Origin of the sequence: Marinifilum sp. N1E240 (genome assembly GCF_009295825.1) — a bacterium.
Taxonomy (GTDB): domain Bacteria; phylum Bacteroidota; class Bacteroidia; order Bacteroidales; family Marinifilaceae; genus Marinifilum_A; species Marinifilum_A sediminis.
This window is the reverse complement of sequence record NZ_WHKF01000001.1, coordinates 167,765-190,027: the sequence shown is the minus strand read 5'-3', so window position 1 is coordinate 190,027 and position 22,263 is coordinate 167,765. Positions and strand designations below refer to the sequence as shown.

The window sequence follows — 22,263 nt, the reverse complement described above, 5'->3', positions numbered from 1 at the left end:
TTTTAATTTCAAGCCTGTAATTTTAAAATGGTCTAACTATTGTTAAGACCATACACGAATATTAAACGCATATCGAATGACACAATATAGACCTCCTTTATTTAATCTGCCTCCGGTAGTAAAAAACTTACTAATTGTTAATGTTTTATTACTCTTGGCCACCTTTGTGGTAAAATCAAAATTCGGTATTGACCTAAAACACTATTTAGGCTTATACTTTCCAAAATCTGATTTTTTTCAACCTCATCAGATCTTTACTCACATGTTTATGCACGGTGGGATTACACACTTGTTCTTTAATATGTTTGCCTTATTCATGTTTGGTCGGGTTTTAGAAAGTGTATGGGGTCCAAAGAGGTTTTTGTTGTATTACTTGATAACTGGAATAGGTGCAGCTGTCATTCATACTGGTGTAAATTGGATTGAATACTCTTCAATGATATCAACAGCAAATGCTTTTGCAAATACTCCAACTCCAGAATTATTTGTTTCGTTTATTGAAAAATATCCATCCAGTGCTAACAGTGACTTTATGCAGTTTGCTTCCTCATGGATGGATTCTCAAAATGGATCCGCATATTTTGCTAATGCCAATGTATATGTACATCAAATTATAAATTTGTATACAAATATTAATACTGTTGGTGCATCCGGAGCTGTTTTCGGGATATTATTAGCATTTGGTATGCTATTCCCAAATACAGAACTCATGTTGCTTTTTCCTCCAATTCCTATAAAAGCTAAATATTTTGTAATTGGTTATGGTGTAATTGAATTGTTTCTGGGTTTCCAAAATCAAGCGACTGATAACGTCGCCCATTTTGCACATTTAGGAGGAATGATATTCGGTTTTATTCTGATAAAGTACTGGCAGAAAAATTCGAATCGTTTTTATTAAATTGCCATAAAGAATCAGGCAATAATATGATACAAAACAAGTTTATATCGATAATGAATGTGTAATCATGAGCATGAATTTCAACAATCCATACCAAAGCTATTCCAACCAAAATATTTGGGAAGGAATTAAGAATTCTTTTAAGGAAGGCAGCCATCTTACCAAATTGATTTACATCAATCTGGCAGTTTTTCTACTGGTTAAAATTCTAGGTGTATTCACATTCTTTTTCCAATATTCTCCTGCACAAATTCCATTTGTAGTTTACTGGTTATCGGTACCAGCAGAAACAGGAGCTTTGCTAGGTAGACCATGGACAATATTCACTTACATGTTTTTGCATCAGGATTTTTTGCACATCCTATTCAATATGCTTTGGTTGTTCTGGTTCGGTAGAATTTTCCTAAGTTATCTTGATCAAAAAAAATTACTTAGTATATATATATTGGGTGGTCTTACAGGTGCTGCATCCTATATTTTTGCCTACAATTTATTTCCAGTTTTTCAGGATGTTCGATTTGGATCTTATGCATTGGGTGCTTCAGCTTCGGTTATGGCTATCGTAATTGCAACTGTAGTTTATGCACCAAATCATATAATTCACCTCATGTTTTTAGGTCCGGTAAAAATTAAACACATTGCCATATTCTTTTTAATTACTGATATTATAAGCATTCCTAATGGAAATGCAGGTGGTCATATTGCGCACTTAGGAGGTGCTTTTTATGGTTGGCTATTTATTTCTCAGTTGAGAAAAGGAAAAGACATTTCTTCTGCTTTCAATTCTCTTGCAGAATCTTTCTTTAAGCTTTTCAAAAGAAAAAAAATGAAGGTAAGCTATAAGAATACTCAGAAAATGACTGATGAAGAATACAACAAATCAAAAAAAGTAAATCAGGAAGAACTGAACCGAATTTTGGAGAAAATAGCCAAATCGGGTTACGATAGTTTAACGAAAGAGGAGAAGGAGATTCTATTTAAATCGAGTAATCAAAAGTAAGCCCAAGGAATTGAAAAGTTTTCTTCACAAAGCATTGGTTATTTTTAGTCTGATTTTCTCAGGCTCCTTGCTGATATCCTATTCAGCTTCAATAATTAATCCTGAAAAATTTTGGCTGCCAGCATTTTGGGGATTGGCTTATCCTTACCTTTTAGCAGCAAATATTCTATTTGTAATCTATTGGGTTTTCAGACGAAGGTGGAGTTTTTTAATTCCTTTAATTGTAATTCTAATCGGTCATCAACAGTTTTCCGATTTTATTCAATTCAATCAATCGAAACCTAATACGGAAGATAAATCAGGAATTAATATTCTAACTTATAATGTAAGAGCTTTCGATAAATACGAATGGACAAAAGATCCTAAAACTCCTGAAAATATCATTCAATTATTAAAGGAAAGCAAGGCTGGGATATTTTGTTTTCAGGAATTTAGACATACCCGAACTGGCAAACTATCTATTTACAACCTTAAGAAAACTACGGATTGCAAGTATTCCTATTTGGGTAATAAACAAAATAGAGTCGCTATTTTCACCAAATACCCTATCGTAAAAAAAGGTGAAATCAATTTTGCAAAAGGCAACTGGTGTAATGCTATTTTTGTTGACCTTAAAATTGAAGGCAAGATGTTTAGAGTTTACAACCTCCATTTGGAATCGAACCGATTGGGAGGAAAAAACTACGCCTTTATCAACAAAAAGGAATTTAAGGGCGATGAGCAAGAACTGGAAGAAATTAAAGATATCTCGTTTAGATTACGACATGCGTTCATGCGCAGAGCTAATCAGGCAAAAATAATTCAAAAACACATTTCAGAATCACCCTATCCTACAATTGTATGTGGCGATTTTAACGATACATCTCACTCCTATTCCTATAGTACCATTAAAAATAATTTAACCGATTGTTTCAGGGAAAAAGGTTTTGGGATTGGAACCACCTATTCTGGAGATTTTCCTTCTTTCCGAATTGATTTTATATTGCACGATAACAAAACCGTTTGCAATCATTACAAACGAATCAAAAAGAAATACTCCGATCATTTTCCTGTTTATGTAGAATTGGGAATTCTTACTGAAGAAGAGCTTAATTAACCAGAATACGATAATCTCGTTTCGAAACGTAAATATTGTAATCCTGAGTTTGATATTTGGCAACGATACTCACTGTCATATCCATAGATAATCCTTGCTTTAATGGCAATTCGTATCTAACCGATCCCTCTTTTGCATACAAGGGATTTGCCGCCATAGGAATGTATTTATCGTGCATTAAATCGGTAACGTAAAACACAACATTTTTCGAGTAATTGGTAAGAAAAAACTTTAAAATTACCTTATCCGATTTTACCAGCTTTTGAACCTCAATAGAAGGAAATTTATCTCGCAAACTACCATCACGCTTGTATTCTTTTAATCCAATACCTGCCTGACCTCTCATGTAAGGAGTTTCAGCCCAAAGTTTGCCATTGGCGTAGTATTTTTTCTGGATTCCATCCTTCTCACCTTTCAAATAAGGAGTTAAACTGTAGATCTTCCCGTTTTTGTGATACTTTTTCGCCAAACCATGTTTTTCATCGCCAACATACATTATCTCATCACTTAATGCACCAGATGAATAATAAATACGAGTTATTCCATGTCGAACGCCATTTTTATAGGTAACCTCTGCAGAAAGTCGGTTCTGAGCATCATATTTTTTCAGTACGCCATTCTCAATAAAATTTTCATCCTGTTGCGAGTTGCGATCCGATCGCTGCTCACACGCGATGAAAAGAAAAAAACATAAAACGAATACGATATTCTTCATTGAGAGATCCTACATTTAAATGGATAGCACTAGTTCTCAATAAAAATAAATGAAACATTGGGAACTTAAAAATTATTACCCTATTAATTCTACATCAATTTCTTTCTCTTTAAAAGATAGGCTTGCAGAACTGTATTAAATTCTCTTCGGATATCAGCCTCAATAAAATCTATAGAAAATTGCCCGCAAAGTAATTTCAACTCGTCAAAGAAATGCTTCTGCTCTTTCTGATATAAATCACGAATTTCATGTGGATTTAATTTCAGATTTTCACCTGTTTCCAAATCAATAAAATGAGTTGGACGATTCTCAAAATTGAAATCTGACTCCAATTCAGCATCTCTAACCGAAAACAAAAGCACTTCATGTTTATTAAATCTAAGATGCTGTAGGGCTTCCAACAATTCTTTGGGAGTTTCTGTTCCTGTAAAATCTGAAAAAACAATCACCAATGATCTTTTGTGCAAGCTCTCTGCCAACTGATGCAAAGTATCCGAAATTCTGGTTTCACGATTGGTATCGATTCCCTCGGCATGATAAATTTTATTCAAATGAGCATACAAAGATTGAGCATGAGTCATGGACAATTTTGCAGGAGTCATAATATTTATTTGATCTGAAAAAGTGCACAAACCAACTGCATCTCTTTGCTTTCGAAGTAAATGAACAAGAGCAGCACTACAAAGCACCGAATAGCTCAATTTCGATTGGCTTTTCTTATTGTAAGGAAATAACATTGATGAAGAAGTGTCCAATACGATATGAGCTCTAAGATTGGTTTCTTCCTCGAATTGCTTCACAAACATTTTATCGCTTCGAGCATACAGCTTCCAATCGATGTGCTTGGTCGATTCTCCTTTATTGTACAAACGATGTTCAGCAAATTCAACTGAAAAACCATGATAAGGACTACGATGCAACCCAATTAAAAACCCCTCGACAATCTGCTTGGCAAGAATTTCCAAATTATCAAACTCTTCGAATTGTATAAAATCAGATAGTTGTTTCACACTTGAAGTTTTATTTTTTAAAGATAAAAAAAGGGCATAGAAACAACGTTCTATGCCCTGAATATTTTGAATACTCTCTTACAATAGAGCGTCAATTTTTTCAGCTAAGCTTGATTTTGGAACTGCTCCAACTTGTTTATCAACAACTTCTCCGCCCTTAAAGAAAAGAACAGTAGGAATGTTTCGGATTCCAAATTTAGCGGAAGTTGCAGGACTGCTATCCACATCCAATTTGGTTACTACAACTTTACCGTCGTAATCTTGTGAAAGTTCGTCCACAATTGGGCCAACCATTCTACAAGGACCACACCATTCTGCCCAGAAGTCAACCAATACTGGCTTATCTGATTTCAATACAACTTCTTCGAAATTAGAATCGTTTACTTCAATTGTCATGGTAATCTATTTTTAGCGTTTTATATGTATGTTATTTTTAACTAGTGCAATTTAGTTAATTTTGAAATTAATTTCCGAATTATTTTTAAAATATTCGATCAATTCACTCCTCAACTCAACTTTACAAGTTCGCGAGAACATTTTAACTTTCATGTTTTTGTCATCAGAAATTACAAAATTCACCTTTAAATTCCCTTTACTTTCTTCCATGCAGGCAACCATTTCGGTAACCAATTCTTGAGTCAGATTTTGTAAGGAAATCTCAATCGTAACTTCCTTCACTCTTTTCTCAATTATCTCTGTTAACAAGGTAAAACCTTTCACCTTAAATTCCAATTCGGTGGAATCTCTGGGCCAAGATCGAGTTTGAACTCTACCATTTATAAAAACGGATAATCCTTCTATGAAATAATTACTATATTCTACGAAATCTTTAGCAAAGAAAGCCAATTCATACGAATCTGTAAAATCTTCAATATTAACAATTGCAAAAGGATTCCCATTTTTTGTTGTTCCCCTACGAATGGCAGTTACCATTCCTGCAATATTTACATCCTTATCCTTAAAGTTAGCCATATCTGCCGACAATTCCGATAAGGTAGCATTACAGAAGGAATCAATTTCCAATTTGTAATCATCAAGTGGATGAGCTGAGAGGTAAATTCCAATTAACTCTTTCTCCTTATTCAAGCGTTCCAGCTTATTCCATTCTGCACACTCTGGAATTTTTGGTGGCGTAACTACATAATCTTCCACACCTCCAAACAAGGTTTGCTGCGAATTGTTTTTCTCAGCTTGAAGTTTGTTACCATATTTAACCAGATATTCCATAAAGGTAACGTCCAGTTCATCGGGTTGAAAATATTGGCTACGCTTCAATCCAAAACTATCAAATCCACCCGACATAGCAAGGTTTTCAAGAGTTCTCTTGTTAACCGATCTTAAGTTTACACGCTCAATAAAATCAAAAATACTTGTAAAAGGACCATTCTTTCGTTCTTCAATAATATCATTAACAGCCTGCTCTCCAACTCCCTTAACACCAGCCATTCCAAAACGAATTGCTCCTTCCTTATTTACGGTAAATGTTGAATAGGATTCATTTACATCCGGTCCAAGTACCGGCAAGCCCATTCGCTTGCACTCATCCATAAAAATAGTCACTTTCGTGATATCCGATAAATTACGACTTAGAACAGCCGCCATAAATTCAGCTGGATAATGAGCTTTAAGAAAACCTGTTTGATAAGCAATATAAGCGTAACATACCGAATGAGATTTATTAAAGGCGTACTTGGCAAATGCCTCCCAGTCCGACCAAATTTTTTCAATCAGCTTATCTGCTTTAGCATTATCGCCACTAACACCCTCCATAAATTTTGGGTTATCGTGACAGCCATTGATAAACTCCACCTTAAGTTTATCCATCATGGCAATAATCTTTTTACCCATTGCCTTACGCAAAGAATCGGACATACCACGAGTAAATTGTCCCAATGCTCTCGACTGGAGCATCACCTGCTCCTGATACACTGTAATTCCGTAGGTATCCTTAAGATAATCCTCCATTATTGGGTGATCGTAAGCAATCTCCTCTTCTCCATTCTTCCGTCGGATAAAGGAAGGAATGTATTCCATTGGTCCTGGACGGTACAGAGCATTCATGGCTACCAAATCTTCAAAACGGTTTGGTTTCAATGCTCTAAGATGTTTTTTCATTCCTGGCGACTCAAACTGGAAAATAGCAGTTGTTTCTCCGCGACTAAACAATTGAAAAGTTTTTTCATTTTCAAGATCAACATTGTTAATATCAATATCGATATCTCTTGAAAGCTTTACATTTGCTAATACCTCTTTAATGATGGATAATGTTTTTAACCCAAGGAAATCCATCTTCAACAGGCCGATATCTTCCACAAAACGACCATCATATTGGGTAGTTAACAGTTCCTCTCCTTTTGTAGGCATAACCGGTAAATGCTCGACTAATGGATTTTTCCCAATTAGAACTCCACAAGCATGCACACCTGTTTGTCTTACCGATCCTTCCAGAGATTCAGCAAATTTAATGGTTTGTGCAATTAACGGATTTGGAGAGTCCTTTTCTTCAAGTAGAGCTGGCTCTTCTTCGTAAGCCTTCTTGAAACTCATCTTTGGCGCTTCAGGCACCAATTTGGTTAAGCGAATGGCTTCCGAAAGATCCAAACGCAATACACGTGCAACATCCTTAATGGAACTTTTTGTAGCCATTGTACCAAAGGTGCAAATATGAGCTACTTTATCTTGTCCATATTTTCTTGTCACATAATCCAGTACCTGCTGTCGTCCATCATCATCAAAGTCAATATCCACATCGGGCATCGAGATACGATCAGGATTCAGAAAACGCTCGAACAGCAAATCGTATCTAATTGGGTCTACATCGGTAATAGAAATACTATATGCCACCACTGAACCGGCAGCCGAACCACGACCTGGACCTACAATTACACCATGATCTTTTGCCCAGTTAATAAAATCCTGCGTAATCAAGAAATATCCGGGGAAACCCATTGTTTTAATTGTGTCGAGCTCAAAATTTAAACGCTCAACAACATGTTCCTCAAGATTCTCGCCATAGCGCTTTTTTGCACCTTCAAAAGCAAGGTGTTTCAGATAATCAGCCTCAAGTTTAATGGGCAATACTTTATCATATCCACCAATTTTTTCATAACGCTCTTCTTCAAATTCTTCAATAAGTGCTGCTTCATCGAATTTCTCTCTGTAACCTTCCACGGTACCGAACTCTTCCGGTATATCAAATGGAGGCATAATAGGATTGGCATCCAGTTCAAAAGCTTCCACCTTATCAGCAATTTCTACTGTATTGGCTAAGGCATCTGGCACATCAGCAAAGAGCTCACTCATCTCCTGCTTGGTTTTAAACCATTCCTGCTTGGTATAACGCATACGAGTAGGATCATCGTAATCACGTCCTGTATTTAAGCAAACAAGAACATCGTGTGCTTCGGCATCTTCTGGGTTTATAAAGTGTGAATCGTTTGTAGCAATAACCTTTACTCCCAATTCTGCGGCCAATTCACGAATAATTTTATTCACTCTAACCTGTTTTTCCCAAACATCAGCCTTTAAACGAGGATCATTATTCGGGTGGCGCATAATTTCAAGGTAATAATCTTCCCCAAACACTTCCTTGAACCAAAGAATGGTTTCTCTTGCTTTAGCAATATTACCGCCCATGATGTGCTGTGATACTTCACCACCAAGACAAGCACTACTTACAATAAGACCTTCATTGTATTCTTCAAGCAAATCTTTATCTATACGAGGCTTGTAATACATACCATCGGTGTGGGCAACAGAAGTTAACCTTAAGAGGTTCTGGTATCCTTTATAGTTTTTAGCCAGTAATATAATGTGATAACCCGATCCGTCGCCTTTATTTTCTTTGGTTAAATGTCCACGTCTTGCAACATAGGCTTCCACACCAATAATTGGTTTTACGCCTGCTTTTCCACAAGCAACATGAAATTCTTTTACCCCAAACATGCTACCATGATCGGTAATTGCAACAGCAGTCATTCCATCTTCTTTAGCTTTGGCGGCTATATGAGCTGTTTTTGCAGCTCCATCAAGTATGGAGTATTGCGAATGAACATGCAGATGAACAAAATCTTGAACTATGGCATTTTTCGCCGCTTCTTTCCTTTTTCGCTCCTCCTTTTCAATAGAAATATCATCAAAAGTGGTATTTACTTTAAACGATTCATACTCGATACCTACCAGATCAATAACATCCGGATTATTGAGTTTAAACGCTTTCAACTGATCAGGCATCATTATTAGATGTTCCGATCTTAATCCATCAACCCTAATCAATTCTAAAAAACAGCGTGTGGTTGCCTCTACGTCAGCTGCAGCATTATGAGCTTCAGCAAAAGGAACACCAAACAGTTTTGTGTGCAATTCGGTAAGTGTTGGGTTTTTAAGTTGCCCTCTGCGCTTTAAATCACAAAACTCTTTACTACCAATCATGGTATCAAGAGAAGCTGCATTCACGAGTTCCTGTTCATTCATCTCGTTTCGCAAAAGCTCACAGCCAACTATATTTATGTCGAAGGAAACATTATGTCCGATGATGAATTTTGATTTCCTAACATCCTCCATAAAATCAAGTAAGGCATCCTTAAGCGGAATTCCCTTCTCCTGCGCTATTTCTGTTGAGATACCATGCACCGCCACTACATCATCAGGAATGGTATAGCCATCAGGTGTAATCACATGATTTTTTGCAAAAAGAAAATTACCTTTCATATCATGACATTGCCAAGCCAATTGAACCATGCGCGGCCAATTGTTAAAATCGCTTAGCGGTGCTTTCCATTTCTTAGGTAATCCTGTAGTTTCGGTATCAAATATTAAAAACATCTCAGTATCAGATTTTTTGTAATTTACGCCTTACAATAAAAGGCGGTCTGCGAAGATAAGGAATTAAAAAAAGATTCAATCAGAGTAAATAACAAATAAGAGAGTGCAATTTTTTAAAGTTATCAACATCTTTTTAATATCGTTAAATCCCTGCATTCAACCACTCTAGATATGTGATTTCTAGCGAATAAAATATTCTTTCGCAAGGCATTTTTAATCAAAAATAAAATTGTATCTTTGTCGCGCTTATAAATCGTGGTATGTATGCCACAACTATAAAGTAGGCAAATTTATTAATCTTATTTTAAAAGAGTTATGCCAGTAAAAATTAGACTAGCAAGACACGGTCGTAAAAGACGTGCATTCTACCACATCGTGGTAGCAGATAGCAGAGCACCACGTGATGGTAAGTACATTGAGCGTATTGGATCTTACAATCCAAACACCAATCCTGCTACAATTGACCTAAATTTTGACAAAGCCTTAACATGGCTTGGTAATGGTGCTCAGCCTACCGACACTGCAAGAGCTATTTTATCATACGAAGGTGTTATGATGAAAAAACACTTGTTAGATGGTGTTAAAAAAGGTGCTTTTGACGAAGCTGCTGCTGAAGAAAAATACCAAGCTTGGAAACAAGAAAAAGAGGCTAAAATCAACGCTAAGAAAGAAGGTCTTTCTCAAGCTGCGGCTGATGAAGCTAAAGCTCGTTTAGAAGCAGAAACTAAGATTAGCTCAGACAGAGCAGAAGCTATCGCTAAGAAAGCTGCTGACGCTGAAGCTGCTGCTAAAGCTGAAGAAGCTGGTGCTGCAAGCGAAGAAGGATCTGAAGAAACTGAAGCTTAATTTAGATTGCATGCTTAGAATAGAAGATTGTTACTTAGCCGGATCGTTTACAAAAACTCACGGAGTAAAAGGTGAATTGGTTGCTAAGAAAAATGGCGATCTTCTTGAAAGAAATAAATTGGAATCAATCCTGGTCGATATCGACGGAGGATTGGTTCCTTTTTTCATTCCTAAAAAAGGGATTACCTCCCGAAATCACTCCAGTGTAAAAATTTTATTGGAGGATATGGACACCGAAGCCAAAGCCAAACGATTTATTGGTTGCGACATTTACATTCCCACTAAGAGTGTTCCAGATTATATTGAAGAAGCAGAAGATCTTGATCCTAACGTTCTAATCGGTTTTACCTATGTAGATGAAGAGAAAGGTGAACTGGGAGAAATCGAAGATATTCAGGATTATGCCGGTAATATTATTCTTGTCATTTCAATTAAAAATGAAGAAGTACTGATCCCTTTTGCGGACGAAAACTTCATCGACCTTGATGAAGAAAATAAAACCATCACCATGGATACTCCTGATGGCTTACTTGATTTATACCTTTAATCGTTTTTAACACTTAAGGTTTAATGATTAAATCAGTTCACTAATAACTGTTTACTTTTCATTACTCTCCCACTACTTCATTCTCAAATTCCCGAATTCTAATTTTTAAAGTCTCAGGCACAGGAATACTTTCGCCTAATTTCTGACTGTAACCAACCATTACCTGGCTTGTTTTGGTTTTAATTTCTCCACTTACTGTATCAACAATATTTTGGTATAGCCCAACACTTTTGGTTCCAATTCGATGGATTTTAGTATGCACTTCAATTTTATCGCTTAAGGTGATGGATGAGATATAATCGATTTCCAGATGTGCAACAATTAAGGCGGAATCATTCCAATCAATAACTTGTCCGTAAACTTGCTGGAAATAATCCATTCTTGCCAAATCCAGGTAACTCAATTGAACTCCATTATTGGCGTGTCCCATTAAATCGATATCCCCAAATCGTATCTGTATCTTCTTTTTGTGATTGAATTCCATTGCAAAAATTTTATGCGAATGTATGTACAAATTTTGAGTTTCGAATTTGAAAAAACAATTTTATCAATAACTCATTAAAAAACTAACATAGAGGTGCAACTTTTGGAAGACTTATTCGTCCTTTTATAGTACGTTGAATTTTAACCTAAAAACCTTTCAATATGAACACAAAACGATTAACGTCTATTATTGCAGTATTTGCTCTTGTATTGAGCAGTACTCTCGCTTTTGCTCAGGAAACTGAAGACCGAAAAGTAGATTCTTTTGAATCTATCAGCCTATCGATTGCAGCTAAAGTATATGTGAAACAAAATGACAAAACCTCAGTTGTAATTAAAGGATATACCGGTGATTTAGAGAAAATAATCACCGAAGTTGAAGGATCGACACTAAAGATTAAACGCAAAAAGAACAAGTCCTGGGGATGGAAAGATTCCTTTAAAAAAGTAGAAGTTTACATTTCTACACCAAATGTTGAAGATTTAAGAATTTCGGGTTCTGGAAATATTATTGCTAAAACTCCTATCAAATCCGGTAGTGTTGATTATTCTATTAGTGGAAGTGGCAATATAATTATCGAAAAATTAATGGCTGAAAATGTGGAGTGCCATATTTCCGGGTCAGGTGATATCCGACTTAAAGGTGAATGCAATAATGATTTAGATATTCACATTAGTGGTTCTGGTGATGTTGAAGCTGCTTATTTCGAAGCTAAAGACGTTAGCATTCGTGTTTCCGGATCAGGCGATTGCAAAGTATATGCTTCGGAAAGTATTGATGCTCGCGTAGCCGGTAGTGGTGACATTTATTACAGAGGAAAACCAGATCATGTAAATTCAAAATCTGCAGGATCGGGATCTATTAAATCGATTGGTGAATAAATAATAACTTATAATGTTACCGGAAGCAATATCCGCCTATTCCGGTAACATCTTTCCTTTTTCGTAGCAATAACTCCTAACAAGAACTTCTAGCTTTCCACCTCACTATACACTCATGCTACTGCAGTAATCAATTCTTACTCTTCATGATGGAAAATTCCTTTCCACTAAAAGAAGATTCCTTCTTGGATAGACAAGATTGCCAGTTTTATTATCAAGCTTTCCTTCCCGAATTAGAACCTTGCTTTTTTGAGTAAGAATGATTCAATAAAAACATGGATACGTCCTTCTTTGTACAAGAACATTCTCTCTTTCCAGAGGAAGGTTGTATATTAAATAAGGATAATTGTAATAAAAATAGGGAAGATCCCCTCTAAAACAGGCAAGATTCCCTTCGCATCAAGAATCAGTTCTATTTGAACAAGGACGTTTCCCTAAAAAAAAGCATAAATCCCTCTCAGGATAGGAAAATTATGCGTTAAACAAGCTGATTACTTTCGAAGGATTTGAATTTCTCCTCCTACCCCAATTTTAATGATACTTGAAGCACTCGCCTTCTCCATATCATCCTGACGGTATTCCACCACATAATCAACCAATTCTTTTAATTTTTCGTTAATTTCAAGAAAATTAGCTGGCGATGGATCTCCGCTTATATTAGCTGAAGTTGATACAATTGGTCTTTTAAATCTTTGGATCAGATTCTGAGTAAACTCTTCATTCGAGATACGAATGCCAATGGTTCCATCTGAATTAATCAAATTTGGCGCCAGATTCTTTGCTCCAGGATAAATCAGAGTCATTGGTTTGTCGTTGGCATCAATTAAATCCCAGGCAATTTCGGGAACCTCATCAACATAGGAATTTAATCGGTTCGGATTCTCCATTAAAACCAACATGGCTTTTGAATCTTCGCGGTTCTTTATTTCATACACTCTTTTAACAGCTTCGGCATTCGTTGCATCGCAACCAATTCCCCAAATGGTATCGGTTGGATAAAGGATAACACCTCCTGCTTTTAAAACCTCTAGTGCTTTGTTTATGTCGTTGTGCATAGCTTTAATGAATGAGTGAATGTGCAAATGAGGATATTACCATTCATCTACACGATTCTATTTAACTCTCAATAAAAATCAATGAGTAATCAACATTTTTTAATTACTCATTGTTAATTAATAGTTATAAATTGATCTAAACAGCTACATTGTATTCGCGCAGTGCATCGTTCAATGAAGTTTTTAAGTCGGTTGATGGTTTACGTTTACCAATAATTAACGCACAAGGAACTTGATACTCTCCTGCTGGAAATTTCTTGGCTCTAGTACCAGGAATCACAACTGAACGTGCTGGAACAAAACCTGAATATTCAACAGGTTCTTCACCTGTTACATCTATAATTTTTGTAGATCCTGTTAAGACAACATTTGCCCCCAAAACAACTTCTTTTTCCAAATGAACACCTTCCACAACAATACAACGAGAACCGATGAAACAATTGTCTTCGATAATTACCGGAGCTGCCTGAATTGGCTCTAAAACGCCACCAATACCAACACCTCCACTCAAGTGAACATGTTTACCAATTTGCGCACAAGATCCAACTGTAGCCCAGGTATCAACCATGGTTCCCTGATCGACATAGGCTCCAATATTAACGTAAGATGGCATCATTACAACATCTTTAGCTATAAAAGCACCATAACGGGATACTGCATGAGGAACAACACGAACTCCTAACTCGGCATAGTTGGTTTTCAATGCTATTTTATCGTGGAATTCGAATGGACCCACCTCAATGGTTTCCATTTTACGAATCGGGAAATAAAGAATTACAGCCTTTTTTACCCACTCGTTCACTTGCCAGCCACCTTCTACAGGCTCTGCTGTTCTTAAAATTCCTTTATCAAGAAGTTCAATAACTTCTTCTATATTTTTCTGCACATCAGAAGATGTCAATAATGATCTATCTTCCCATGCAGCTTCGATACTTTGCTTAAGATTCTCGTACATAGTTGTATTCCTTATGGTATTTTGGTTAATGACAACAAAACTAGTTAAAATGTAGGAAAGTCAAAAAGTAGAAAAGTCGAATAGTCAAAAAGTTGCAAGTATATTTCTTATTAATCATACGATACTAAAGAAATGGTTGCAACAATAATGAATCCGTATTACTTTTGAACAAACAATAAATCACCTCAAAATGCAAAACTCAAGATTCCTTTCCAACATCAATATTCATGAGTCCTGGAATTCTTTTCTTACTGATGAAGTAGTAGCATTGATTAAAAAAATTGAAGAAGCTATTGATATAAAAGCTTCAACTCCTAATATCGCATTAGTTCTTCGTTTTTTAGAAATGGATGTAGATAAAATTCCAGTTGTTATTTTAGGACAAGATCCTTATCCACAAGAAGGAGTTGCAACCGGGCGTTCATTTGAGGTTAATGGTTTAAATTCGTGGCACGATAAATTTAGAAATGTATCGTTGAAAAACATTTTACGAAGCATTTACAAAGCTCAAACTGGTGAAACTTTGAAATATTCAGAGATCCAAGGGAGATTGAATGAAGGTGATCGATTGCCAATGGATAACGATTTTTCTATATTACCTCCCAATCAACTTTTTAAATATTGGTGGGAAAAAGAGAATGTTCTGTTGCTAAATACTGCCTTAACTTGCGAAATTGGAAAGCCAAACTCACACACTAAACTATGGGCTCCATTCACACAGCGAGTGTTAAACTTTTTAGCAGATAACAACCCGAATGCAATTTGGTTTTTATGGGGCAATAATGCTCAGAAAATTGTTGAGAATATTAAGGTTAACCATAAAATAGAGACGGCTCACCCAATGATGTGCTACCAAAGAGAAAATGATATCCTATTTGGCAAAACAAATCCTTTCTTCGAAACAATGCAACTTGTTAATTGGCTAGGTATTCAACAATAATCGCTGTATCCGCTTAATTTCGGTTAAAGAGTGTTAAACAATGTAAAAATCTATCTGTTAGAGATATTGCCTTACTATCTTTAGGTTTCACTTGAAACATAAACGATTTGAAAGCAGCAATAATAACTCTCATACTACTTGTTACATTTCATTCTATTGGATTTTCACAAGATGAATCTGACAAGAGTTTTATCGTCTCCGGAAAAGTAATTAACCCTGAAACTTTAGAAGGGATTTCTTTTGCCAATATTAACCTGGATGATACCTATTGGGGAATTATTTGCGATAGTTTAGGCTATTTTAGATTGCGCATAAATCCGGAACAAAAATTAAAAATTTCAGCAATAGGTTACAAAGAACAAATTGTTGCCGTTGCCGAACCAAGTGCCGAAAATGAAGTATTTCAGGAAATATTTTTGGAGAGAGAGACCTATATGCTTCGCGAGGTAGATGTATATTCTTTAGGTTCCTGGAATGATTTTAAAGAACAATTTACAAAACAGGAAATTCCTCAGGAAAAGAATATTGCTGAATCCTTTGATTTTGGAAAATTAAATCTTGAACAAGCCAAAGCAAAAACACTTAACCATGGTGGTTTTGGTCTTAGTTTCGGAATGTTTGGATCAGGAAAAAAAAGAGCCAAAGGGAAATTACCAAATCCTTTAGATGATCTTCACGAACAACTCTTAGCCAATAAATACAATAAACAAATTGTAGCTGAAATAACCCGTGAGTCTGGAGAAAGACTGGATTTGTTAATGAAATTCATTAATTCGCAAACCAATTTCACTTACCAAACTCGCGACATATATATTGTGAATCGAATAGAGCAACTGTATAATAAATTTCAGCAAGAAAACCCAAGCTGGGATTACGATTTTACCTATACCGATTCTTTAGGCAATATTCCGAATCACCTGAGACCTTAAACCACACAACCCACTCTACCCAAAAACTAAATGAACTTTGCCCAAAAACTTATATCTATATTCACATTATGTATTGTTACCACAAGCTCTTTTGCTAACAAACAAAAACAAGATTCAACATTTACCATTTCAGGACGAGTAATAAATATCAAAAACAACCAACCCATTTCCTTAGCTACTGTAACAATTCAAAGATCCAGAAGAGGAAATATCTGTGATAGCCTGGGAATATTTCACCTTCAGGTTCAACAATCGGATACATTAAACATTAGCGCTTTGGGCTACAAACCAAAAAAATGGGCAATATCAGATCATTACACTCCTGAACAGTCATTTTTTACATTAAAACTAGAAACGGTTTCTTACATGTTAGATGAAGTAGCAATTCTTAACTGGAGAAATTGGAGTGAATTTAAAGAAGAGTTTATAAAAGCAGAAGTTCCCGTGGAGGTCAATATGGGCAAAGCTTGTTTTCTCTCTGAGGAAGAATTAAAAGATATAAACGATAAATTAGAATCAGAGAAGGCTGGTAATATTATTGGAGGTTTAATATACTATGGAGCCAAGCTTTTTGAAAGAAAAAAAGAACCTGAAATCATCTATACAGATCATGAAAAGGAATTGCATCGGCAAATTTTAAATGAAAAATTCAACAATAATATAATTCAGGAATTGACTCAGGAAAATGGTGATCGTTTAAATCAACTCTGCATTTTTATCAATAGCAAAACTAATTTTACTTTTAAAGATAGCGAGTTTAAAATTCAATCCAGGATATTGGAACTTTACAAAGAATTTAAATCAAATCCAGAAATATTAGAACAACAAAGTGTAAATTTAGAATCTGCTAAAACCTTAACCAATCACATACGACCTTGAAATTAACAATTAAAAAATATCGAAAAATTAGTGTATTTACCTCCTGCTTATTTTTGTTTTTCTTCTTTTGTTTCACTGCCAAATCACAAGAGAATAAAAATATTAGTATTTCAGGACAGGTTCTTCAAGCTAAGAATCTGGAAGTCATATCAAGAGCGACCATTAGTATTAAACGAACACGAATGGGAACTATATGCGACAGTTTAGGTGTTTTTCATCTGCAAATTCAACAAGCAGATACATTGGTAATAAGTGCTCTTGGCTATCAAACTAAAGAATGGGCTGTTCCCTTCATTTTCAATCCTGAATTCCCCCCATTTTTTTCTATTAAAATGGAAGATATTTCCTATTTACTTGATGATGTAGATATATATGCTCTAGGAAGCTGGGATGAATTTAAAGATGATTTTTTGAATGCTGAAGTGAAAGAAAAAAATCCAATTAATACAGACATAAAAAAACAACTGAAACCATACAACACAAGAAAACCCAATCCTGTACCTGCTCAATATCGACCTAAAAATGAAAAATTAGGAGTCGTTCAAGCGATTTTTGCACCTACCGATTTCCTATTTGGAAAACTGAGTAAGTCCGAAAAAAATAAAAGAAAACTCTCAAAACGAATTAAAGAGGAAGGGAAAAACAATAAAATCAGCAAAAAATACAATGCCCAAATTGTAGCTGATGCTACAGGATTAGAAGGAGATGAATTGTTAGATTTTATGGGCTTTTGTGGTAAAAAGATTCATGTTACTGAAAATTCGACAGATTACGATGTAATGAAACAAATTCTTGATTTGTATAAAGAATACACTACAAAAGAGGAGTAAACAATCGTGCTATAGATTCTTTTAACTTTTGAATTTTATTTCTACTTGTCCACTGTTCCAGGTTAATTTCTGTACTCTGCTCCAAATCCTGTAAAAAACGATCTCGCAATTCAAGCGTTACTTTTTCATCGTAAACCAAAGCGTTTACTTCAAAATTTTGCTCGAAACTGCGCACATCCATATTTGCTGTTCCAACAGTAGACATGATACCATCAACCGTCATGATCTTACTATGATTGAATCCGGCATTATAAAAATAAATTCGAACTCCAGCTTCTAACAACTCTTCAATATAAGATAGCGTGCCCCAATAGGTCATAAAAGAATCCGACTTTTTAGGAATCAAGACTCGCACATCTACTCCACTCATAGCAGAAGTTTTTAGAGCCATTAAAATGCTACCATTCGGCATAAAATAAGGTGAAGAAATATATACATTTTGCTTGGCAGATGTAATGGCCGAAAAATAAGCCTGCATAATGCTTGCCCAGTCGGAATCTGCACCCGAAGCAGTAATTTGCAACAAACATTTCTCTTTGGCTTTTTTATAAGGCAAATACTTCTCATTCATTAAAACTTCCTGACGAACAAAATACCAATCGATTAAAAAGACAATTTGAAGACTTGATGCTGCTTCGCCTCGAACTTTTAGGTGAGTATCGCGCCAAATGCCAATTTCAGGTAATCCATTCAAATACCTATCCGCAAAATTCAGACCACCAACAAAAGCAGTTTTCCCATCAATCACAATTATCTTACGATGATTTCGATAGTTCACCCGACTTGTTAAAATGGGAAATCGAACGGGTAAAAAAGCCTGTACTTTAATTCCTGCATCTTCCAACGCTCTAACGTATTCTTTACTCAATTTCCAACTGCCTACATCATCGTAAATAACACGAACCTCCACCCCTTCTCTTGCTTTTGCAACCAGAATATCGAGTAATTCCGAAGCCAATTCACCATCTTCTATAATGTAATATTCCAAGTGGATGTGGTCTTTTGCTCGTTTTAGTGCTTTAAAAATTGACGAAAATGTTTCCTTACCATCATTTAGAATTTTTACCTTATTATATCCGGTTAGCAGTGCTTTTGAATTGTTCAAAAGCAGAGTCATGATATTCTTCTTCTCATGTATCCGCTCATCTTTTAAGAATCGACTCTTCTCCAAGCGCAGTTTCTGATCATGACTCATAACCTGAAGCCATTTAATATCGCCATATTCTTTTAAGCCGAACATCTTTCTTTTCCGAAAACTTTGCCCGAAAACCAAATAAAAAATAAAACCGAATACAGGAAGAAATATTAAAACCAAAGTCCAGGAAATCGTTTTTAAAGGACTTCGATTCTCAAGGATTACAATAATTACTGTGGCAATAATCGATATAATATACAGGACACCCAACACCTCAAAAAAGTGCACCCAAAATTGTGACCAATCAAACGATAATAACATTGTCATTTTATGAGAATAGAAGATTTGTATCTTTGCATTAAATATAGAATAACATGAGTCAACTATACAGCATACAATCTACAATAAATTACATAAAAAACGAACTTAATACGATTTATAGTTCACGCGAAACGGAGAGTATTTCGTACATATTACTGGAACATGTTTTGGATTATTCTCGAATGCAGATTCAGTTTAGTAAAACTGAAACACTTGAACAAAATACACTAGAACAGGTCAAAAATTTTGTTGAAGAATTAAAAACCAACAAACCCATTCAATATGTATTAGGTGAAGCCGATTTTTATGAATTAAAGTTTAAAGTAAATGAACACACTCTAATTCCCAGACCTGAAACTGAGGAGTTAGTGCATGCCATTATCAATGAAAATAAATCAACAAACCTTACTATTTTAGATATTGGAACAGGTAGTGGATGCATTCCTATTTGTTTGGCGAAAAATTTAAATCAAGCCAAAATTAGTACCGCTGATATTTCCGAAAAAGCAATTGAAACAGCTAAAGAGAACGCAAAATTAAATGATGTTGAAATTTCATTTTACAATCGGGACATTTTAAAGTGGATGGATTTTAATTGGGAAAAGTATGATATAATCGTAAGCAATCCACCCTATGTTACCGAAGCTGAAAAGGAGAAAATGGAGAAAAATGTATTAAAATACGAACCTCACACGGCACTTTTTGTGAGTGATCATGATCCCTTAATTTTCTACAGAACCATTTCAGAATTAGCAATTTCTCATCTGAAAAAGGGAGGCAAATTGTATTTCGAAATCAACGAAAGTTTAGGCAATGAGATGAAAGAGCTTCTCAAAGAAAAAGGCTTTACCAACATATCGCTTCATAAAGATATTAACGGCAAAAATCGTATGATGTCTGCTATAAAAACAGCCTAAATGTACAAGAAGAACACACCGAAAACTGTTAGTGCCAGTGAAGCTTTATCGAAGGTTCAGTTTATTTGCAGCCGAATGGAAAAATGCTGTAGTGATATTCGAAAAAAATTAAAAGATTGGAACTTGCCCCGCGATGAACAGGATGAAATCATTCAATCGTTGATCGAAGATAAATTTATAAACGAAGAACGATTTACTACATTTTACGTTCGCGATAAATTCCGTTTTAACAAATGGGGAAAAGTAAAAATATCCTATCATTTAAAGCAGAAACAAATACCTGAACGGCTGATTGATGAAGCATTGAAACAGATAAATGAGAATGATTATCGTGAAAATTTACAAGAGCTCTTACATGCGAAATTAAAGGGATTAAAGGATGATGATCCCTACCAGTTAAAATCAAAGCTGTTCCGATTTGCACAAGGTCGGGGTTTCGAATCACAAATCTCACTTAAGCTTATCGATCAACTCCTTTCAGATTTGAAATAAAATATTAATTCAACTTTGGCAAGCTTATTGTTAACGAATCATTATCTTTAAAATTGATTTTAGATCTCACAAAACCTATTCTAATGATAAAAACTCTACGCACACTATTTAATTATTCTCTTATAATTTTACTTCTTGTGAGCTGTTCGGCTCAAAGCAGTATGGCAAAAAGAAGACCTCCAAAATGGGTGAAGGAAAGACCAATTACTCCGGATTATTTTGTTGGAATTGCTGTTGTTAAAAAAGATGTTTCACAAACCAATTACATTCAGCTAGCAAAAAGTCAGGCATTGCACGATTTGTGCTCTGAAATTTCCATATCCATTTCAGCCAATTCAGTTTTACAGCAATTCGAAGATGAGACTCAATTTAAAGAGGAGTTTCAATCGAACATACAAACCAATCTTGCGCAGGAAATTGAGGGATACGAAATTGTTGGTTCATGGGATAACAAAAGAGGAAATGAATATTGGGTGTATTATCGATTATCGAAAGCTCAATACGAATTACAGAAACGCTTGAAATTAAATAAGGCGAAGAAAGTTGCCCAAAACTATTTTGAACAAGCAAAACAAAGTGAAAAAAATCTGGATTTATTTCAGGCGTTAAGCTACTATGCTAAGGCACTTGATGCTATTGAGAAACATTTAGATGAAGATTTATCGGTAATGACATTTGATGGTAGAATCAACCTGGGAACAGGCATTTACAATTCCATTCAGAATATTTTTAAGCGCACTCAACTGACTCCGGACAGAAAGCAGATTAAACTGGAAATATCTACTTCGCAAAAAGAGCCAATCTTAATTAAAGCGGAATGGCTGGGTGATAGCGAGGAAAAATTGATTCCTAGCTTACCTATTCAGCTTGCTTTCACGAAAGGTGATGGCGTTTTAAATAACAAGGTTACCACCGATCAGTTTGGTTATGCAGCTTCTAAACTTTCGAAAGTTACCTCTAGAATGAAACTGCAGGAAATTGAGGTGAGCCTGGATATGAGTTCCATTCTAAATGAAAATGAAGATAATTACAAGCTACATAAACTATTCTTTACTCCTGAATTGGCACCAAAAAGCAAAATCATTATTAATGTTGAGCGATTAAAAGCTTACATGAATTTTAAAGAGAAAATTTTTGGGAAAGATTCTCAACGTGAGATTTTAAAGAACAATCTGAAAAAGGAATTATCAGAAAATTTCTTCTCTTTTACCAATGATAAAGAGAAAGCCAAGGTAATTTTGGATATCAATACCAATGTGACCAAAGGTGAAGTGAAGGAAGGGAGAAATTACAAGGTATTCATTGTTTACCTGGATTGCTTCTTCTCTCTTACCGATGTGAAAACTGGTATGGAAATATTTAATGATGCGATATATGAAGTAAAGGGAATGAAACCAATCAGCTACGACTATGCGGTAAAAGAAGCTTACGAGGAGGCGGTTGACGAAATTCACAATACCATTATTCCAAAATTAAATCAGTTAGACTTATAAAAATGAATAATTAGTA

21 protein-coding genes are annotated in these 22,263 nt (G+C 35.3%); 13 read left to right on the top strand and 8 right to left on the bottom strand.

Annotation, left to right across the window (positions count from 1 at the left end; genetic code table 11):
• Window positions 1-76 precede the first annotated feature (76 nt).
• The 3 genes from GCQ56_RS00795 to GCQ56_RS00785 all read left to right on the top strand — a co-directional run bounded on the left by GCQ56_RS00795 (window position 77) and on the right by GCQ56_RS00785 (window position 2,994).
• Window positions 77-898, top strand: coding sequence for a rhomboid family intramembrane serine protease (locus tag GCQ56_RS00795; RefSeq protein ID WP_152732489.1), 822 nt, complete (start codon window positions 77-79; stop codon window positions 896-898).
• Window positions 899-965: 67 nt separating this feature from the next.
• On the top strand, window positions 966-1,898 hold the full coding sequence (locus GCQ56_RS00790) for a rhomboid family intramembrane serine protease (protein WP_227005959.1): 933 nt from the start codon (window positions 966-968) through the stop codon (window positions 1,896-1,898).
• A 10-nt stretch (window positions 1,899-1,908) separates the two neighbouring features.
• The gene (locus GCQ56_RS00785; RefSeq protein WP_152732488.1) at window positions 1,909-2,994 is read left to right on the top strand and encodes an endonuclease/exonuclease/phosphatase family protein; all 1,086 of its coding nucleotides are present in this window, start codon (window positions 1,909-1,911) and stop codon (window positions 2,992-2,994) included.
• Here GCQ56_RS00785 and GCQ56_RS00780 read toward each other — a convergent pair.
• The 4 genes from GCQ56_RS00780 to dnaE form a co-directional block, all read right to left on the bottom strand.
• A complete protein-coding gene (locus tag GCQ56_RS00780; protein WP_152732487.1) occupies window positions 2,987-3,709 on the bottom strand; it encodes a toxin-antitoxin system YwqK family antitoxin in 723 nt (240 codons plus the stop codon). The two genes, GCQ56_RS00785 and GCQ56_RS00780, sit on opposite strands and share 8 nt — an antisense overlap.
• A gap of 89 nt (window positions 3,710-3,798) precedes the next feature.
• Window positions 3,799-4,719, bottom strand: coding sequence for a DUF58 domain-containing protein (locus GCQ56_RS00775; RefSeq protein WP_299993082.1), 921 nt, complete (start codon window positions 4,717-4,719; stop codon window positions 3,799-3,801).
• A 78-nt stretch (window positions 4,720-4,797) separates the two neighbouring features.
• Window positions 4,798-5,115 carry a thioredoxin gene (gene trxA / locus GCQ56_RS00770; RefSeq protein ID WP_152732486.1) on the bottom strand — a complete coding sequence of 106 codons (318 nt, stop codon included), beginning with the start codon at window positions 5,113-5,115 and terminating at the stop codon, window positions 4,798-4,800.
• A 51-nt stretch (window positions 5,116-5,166) separates the two neighbouring features.
• A complete protein-coding gene (dnaE, locus tag GCQ56_RS00765; protein WP_152732485.1) occupies window positions 5,167-9,543 on the bottom strand; it encodes a DNA polymerase III subunit alpha in 4,377 nt (1,458 codons plus the stop codon).
• Between the two features lie 315 nt (window positions 9,544-9,858).
• Here dnaE and GCQ56_RS00760 point away from each other — a divergent pair, with 315 nt between their 5' ends.
• Window positions 9,859-10,389, top strand: a complete 531-nt coding sequence (locus GCQ56_RS00760; RefSeq protein ID WP_152732484.1) for a 30S ribosomal protein S16 — start codon at window positions 9,859-9,861, stop codon at window positions 10,387-10,389.
• A gap of 10 nt (window positions 10,390-10,399) precedes the next feature.
• A complete protein-coding gene (gene rimM, locus GCQ56_RS00755; protein WP_152732483.1) occupies window positions 10,400-10,936 on the top strand; it encodes a ribosome maturation factor RimM in 537 nt (178 codons plus the stop codon).
• 61 nt (window positions 10,937-10,997) lie between these two features.
• Here the strand turns inward: rimM and GCQ56_RS00750 are convergent, their stop codons facing one another.
• Window positions 10,998-11,420 carry a thioesterase family protein gene (locus tag GCQ56_RS00750; RefSeq protein ID WP_152732482.1) on the bottom strand — a complete coding sequence of 141 codons (423 nt, stop codon included), beginning with the start codon at window positions 11,418-11,420 and terminating at the stop codon, window positions 10,998-11,000.
• Between the two features lie 161 nt (window positions 11,421-11,581).
• Here GCQ56_RS00750 and GCQ56_RS00745 point away from each other — a divergent pair, with 161 nt between their 5' ends.
• A complete protein-coding gene (locus tag GCQ56_RS00745) occupies window positions 11,582-12,301 on the top strand; it encodes a head GIN domain-containing protein (RefSeq protein ID WP_152732481.1) in 720 nt (239 codons plus the stop codon).
• Between the two features lie 491 nt (window positions 12,302-12,792).
• On the opposite strand, the gene GCQ56_RS00740 is transcribed toward GCQ56_RS00745, so the two are convergent.
• Together GCQ56_RS00740 and GCQ56_RS00735 are read right to left on the bottom strand one after the other, a co-directional pair.
• The gene (locus GCQ56_RS00740) at window positions 12,793-13,356 is read right to left on the bottom strand and encodes an L-threonylcarbamoyladenylate synthase (protein WP_152732480.1); all 564 of its coding nucleotides are present in this window, start codon (window positions 13,354-13,356) and stop codon (window positions 12,793-12,795) included.
• Window positions 13,357-13,492: 136 nt separating this feature from the next.
• Window positions 13,493-14,311, bottom strand: a complete 819-nt coding sequence (locus GCQ56_RS00735; RefSeq protein ID WP_152732479.1) for a 2,3,4,5-tetrahydropyridine-2,6-dicarboxylate N-succinyltransferase — start codon at window positions 14,309-14,311, stop codon at window positions 13,493-13,495.
• Between the two features lie 190 nt (window positions 14,312-14,501).
• On the opposite strand from GCQ56_RS00735, the gene GCQ56_RS00730 reads away from it, so the two are divergent.
• From GCQ56_RS00730 to GCQ56_RS00715, 4 genes are all read left to right on the top strand, one after another.
• Complete coding sequence (locus GCQ56_RS00730; RefSeq protein WP_152732478.1) at window positions 14,502-15,251, top strand: uracil-DNA glycosylase; 750 nt, start codon at window positions 14,502-14,504, stop codon at window positions 15,249-15,251.
• Between the two features lie 107 nt (window positions 15,252-15,358).
• A complete protein-coding gene (locus tag GCQ56_RS00725) occupies window positions 15,359-16,180 on the top strand; it encodes a carboxypeptidase-like regulatory domain-containing protein (protein WP_152732477.1) in 822 nt (273 codons plus the stop codon).
• A gap of 30 nt (window positions 16,181-16,210) precedes the next feature.
• Window positions 16,211-17,059 (top strand): carboxypeptidase-like regulatory domain-containing protein, encoded by an 849-nt coding sequence (locus GCQ56_RS00720; protein WP_152732476.1) that lies wholly within the window; start codon window positions 16,211-16,213, stop codon window positions 17,057-17,059.
• On the top strand, window positions 17,056-17,889 hold the full coding sequence (locus GCQ56_RS00715) for a carboxypeptidase-like regulatory domain-containing protein (RefSeq protein WP_152732475.1): 834 nt from the start codon (window positions 17,056-17,058) through the stop codon (window positions 17,887-17,889). Before GCQ56_RS00720 ends, GCQ56_RS00715 begins: the two co-directional genes overlap by 4 nt.
• Here the strand turns inward: GCQ56_RS00715 and cls are convergent.
• Window positions 17,873-19,351 carry a cardiolipin synthase gene (gene cls / locus GCQ56_RS00710; protein ID WP_227005958.1) on the bottom strand — a complete coding sequence of 493 codons (1,479 nt, stop codon included), beginning with the start codon at window positions 19,349-19,351 and terminating at the stop codon, window positions 17,873-17,875. The two genes, GCQ56_RS00715 and cls, sit on opposite strands and share 17 nt — an antisense overlap.
• A 47-nt stretch (window positions 19,352-19,398) precedes the next feature.
• On the opposite strand from cls, the gene prmC reads away from it, so the two are divergent.
• From prmC to GCQ56_RS00695, 3 genes are all read left to right on the top strand, one after another.
• Window positions 19,399-20,262 carry a peptide chain release factor N(5)-glutamine methyltransferase gene (prmC, locus tag GCQ56_RS00705; RefSeq protein ID WP_152732474.1) on the top strand — a complete coding sequence of 288 codons (864 nt, stop codon included), beginning with the start codon at window positions 19,399-19,401 and terminating at the stop codon, window positions 20,260-20,262.
• Entirely contained in the window at window positions 20,263-20,754 is a 492-nt protein-coding gene (locus GCQ56_RS00700) for a regulatory protein RecX (protein WP_152732473.1), read from the top strand.
• A gap of 83 nt (window positions 20,755-20,837) precedes the next feature.
• Entirely contained in the window at window positions 20,838-22,247 is a 1,410-nt protein-coding gene (locus GCQ56_RS00695) for an LPP20 family lipoprotein (protein WP_152732472.1), read from the top strand.
• The last annotated feature ends 16 nt before the right edge of the window (window positions 22,248-22,263 follow it).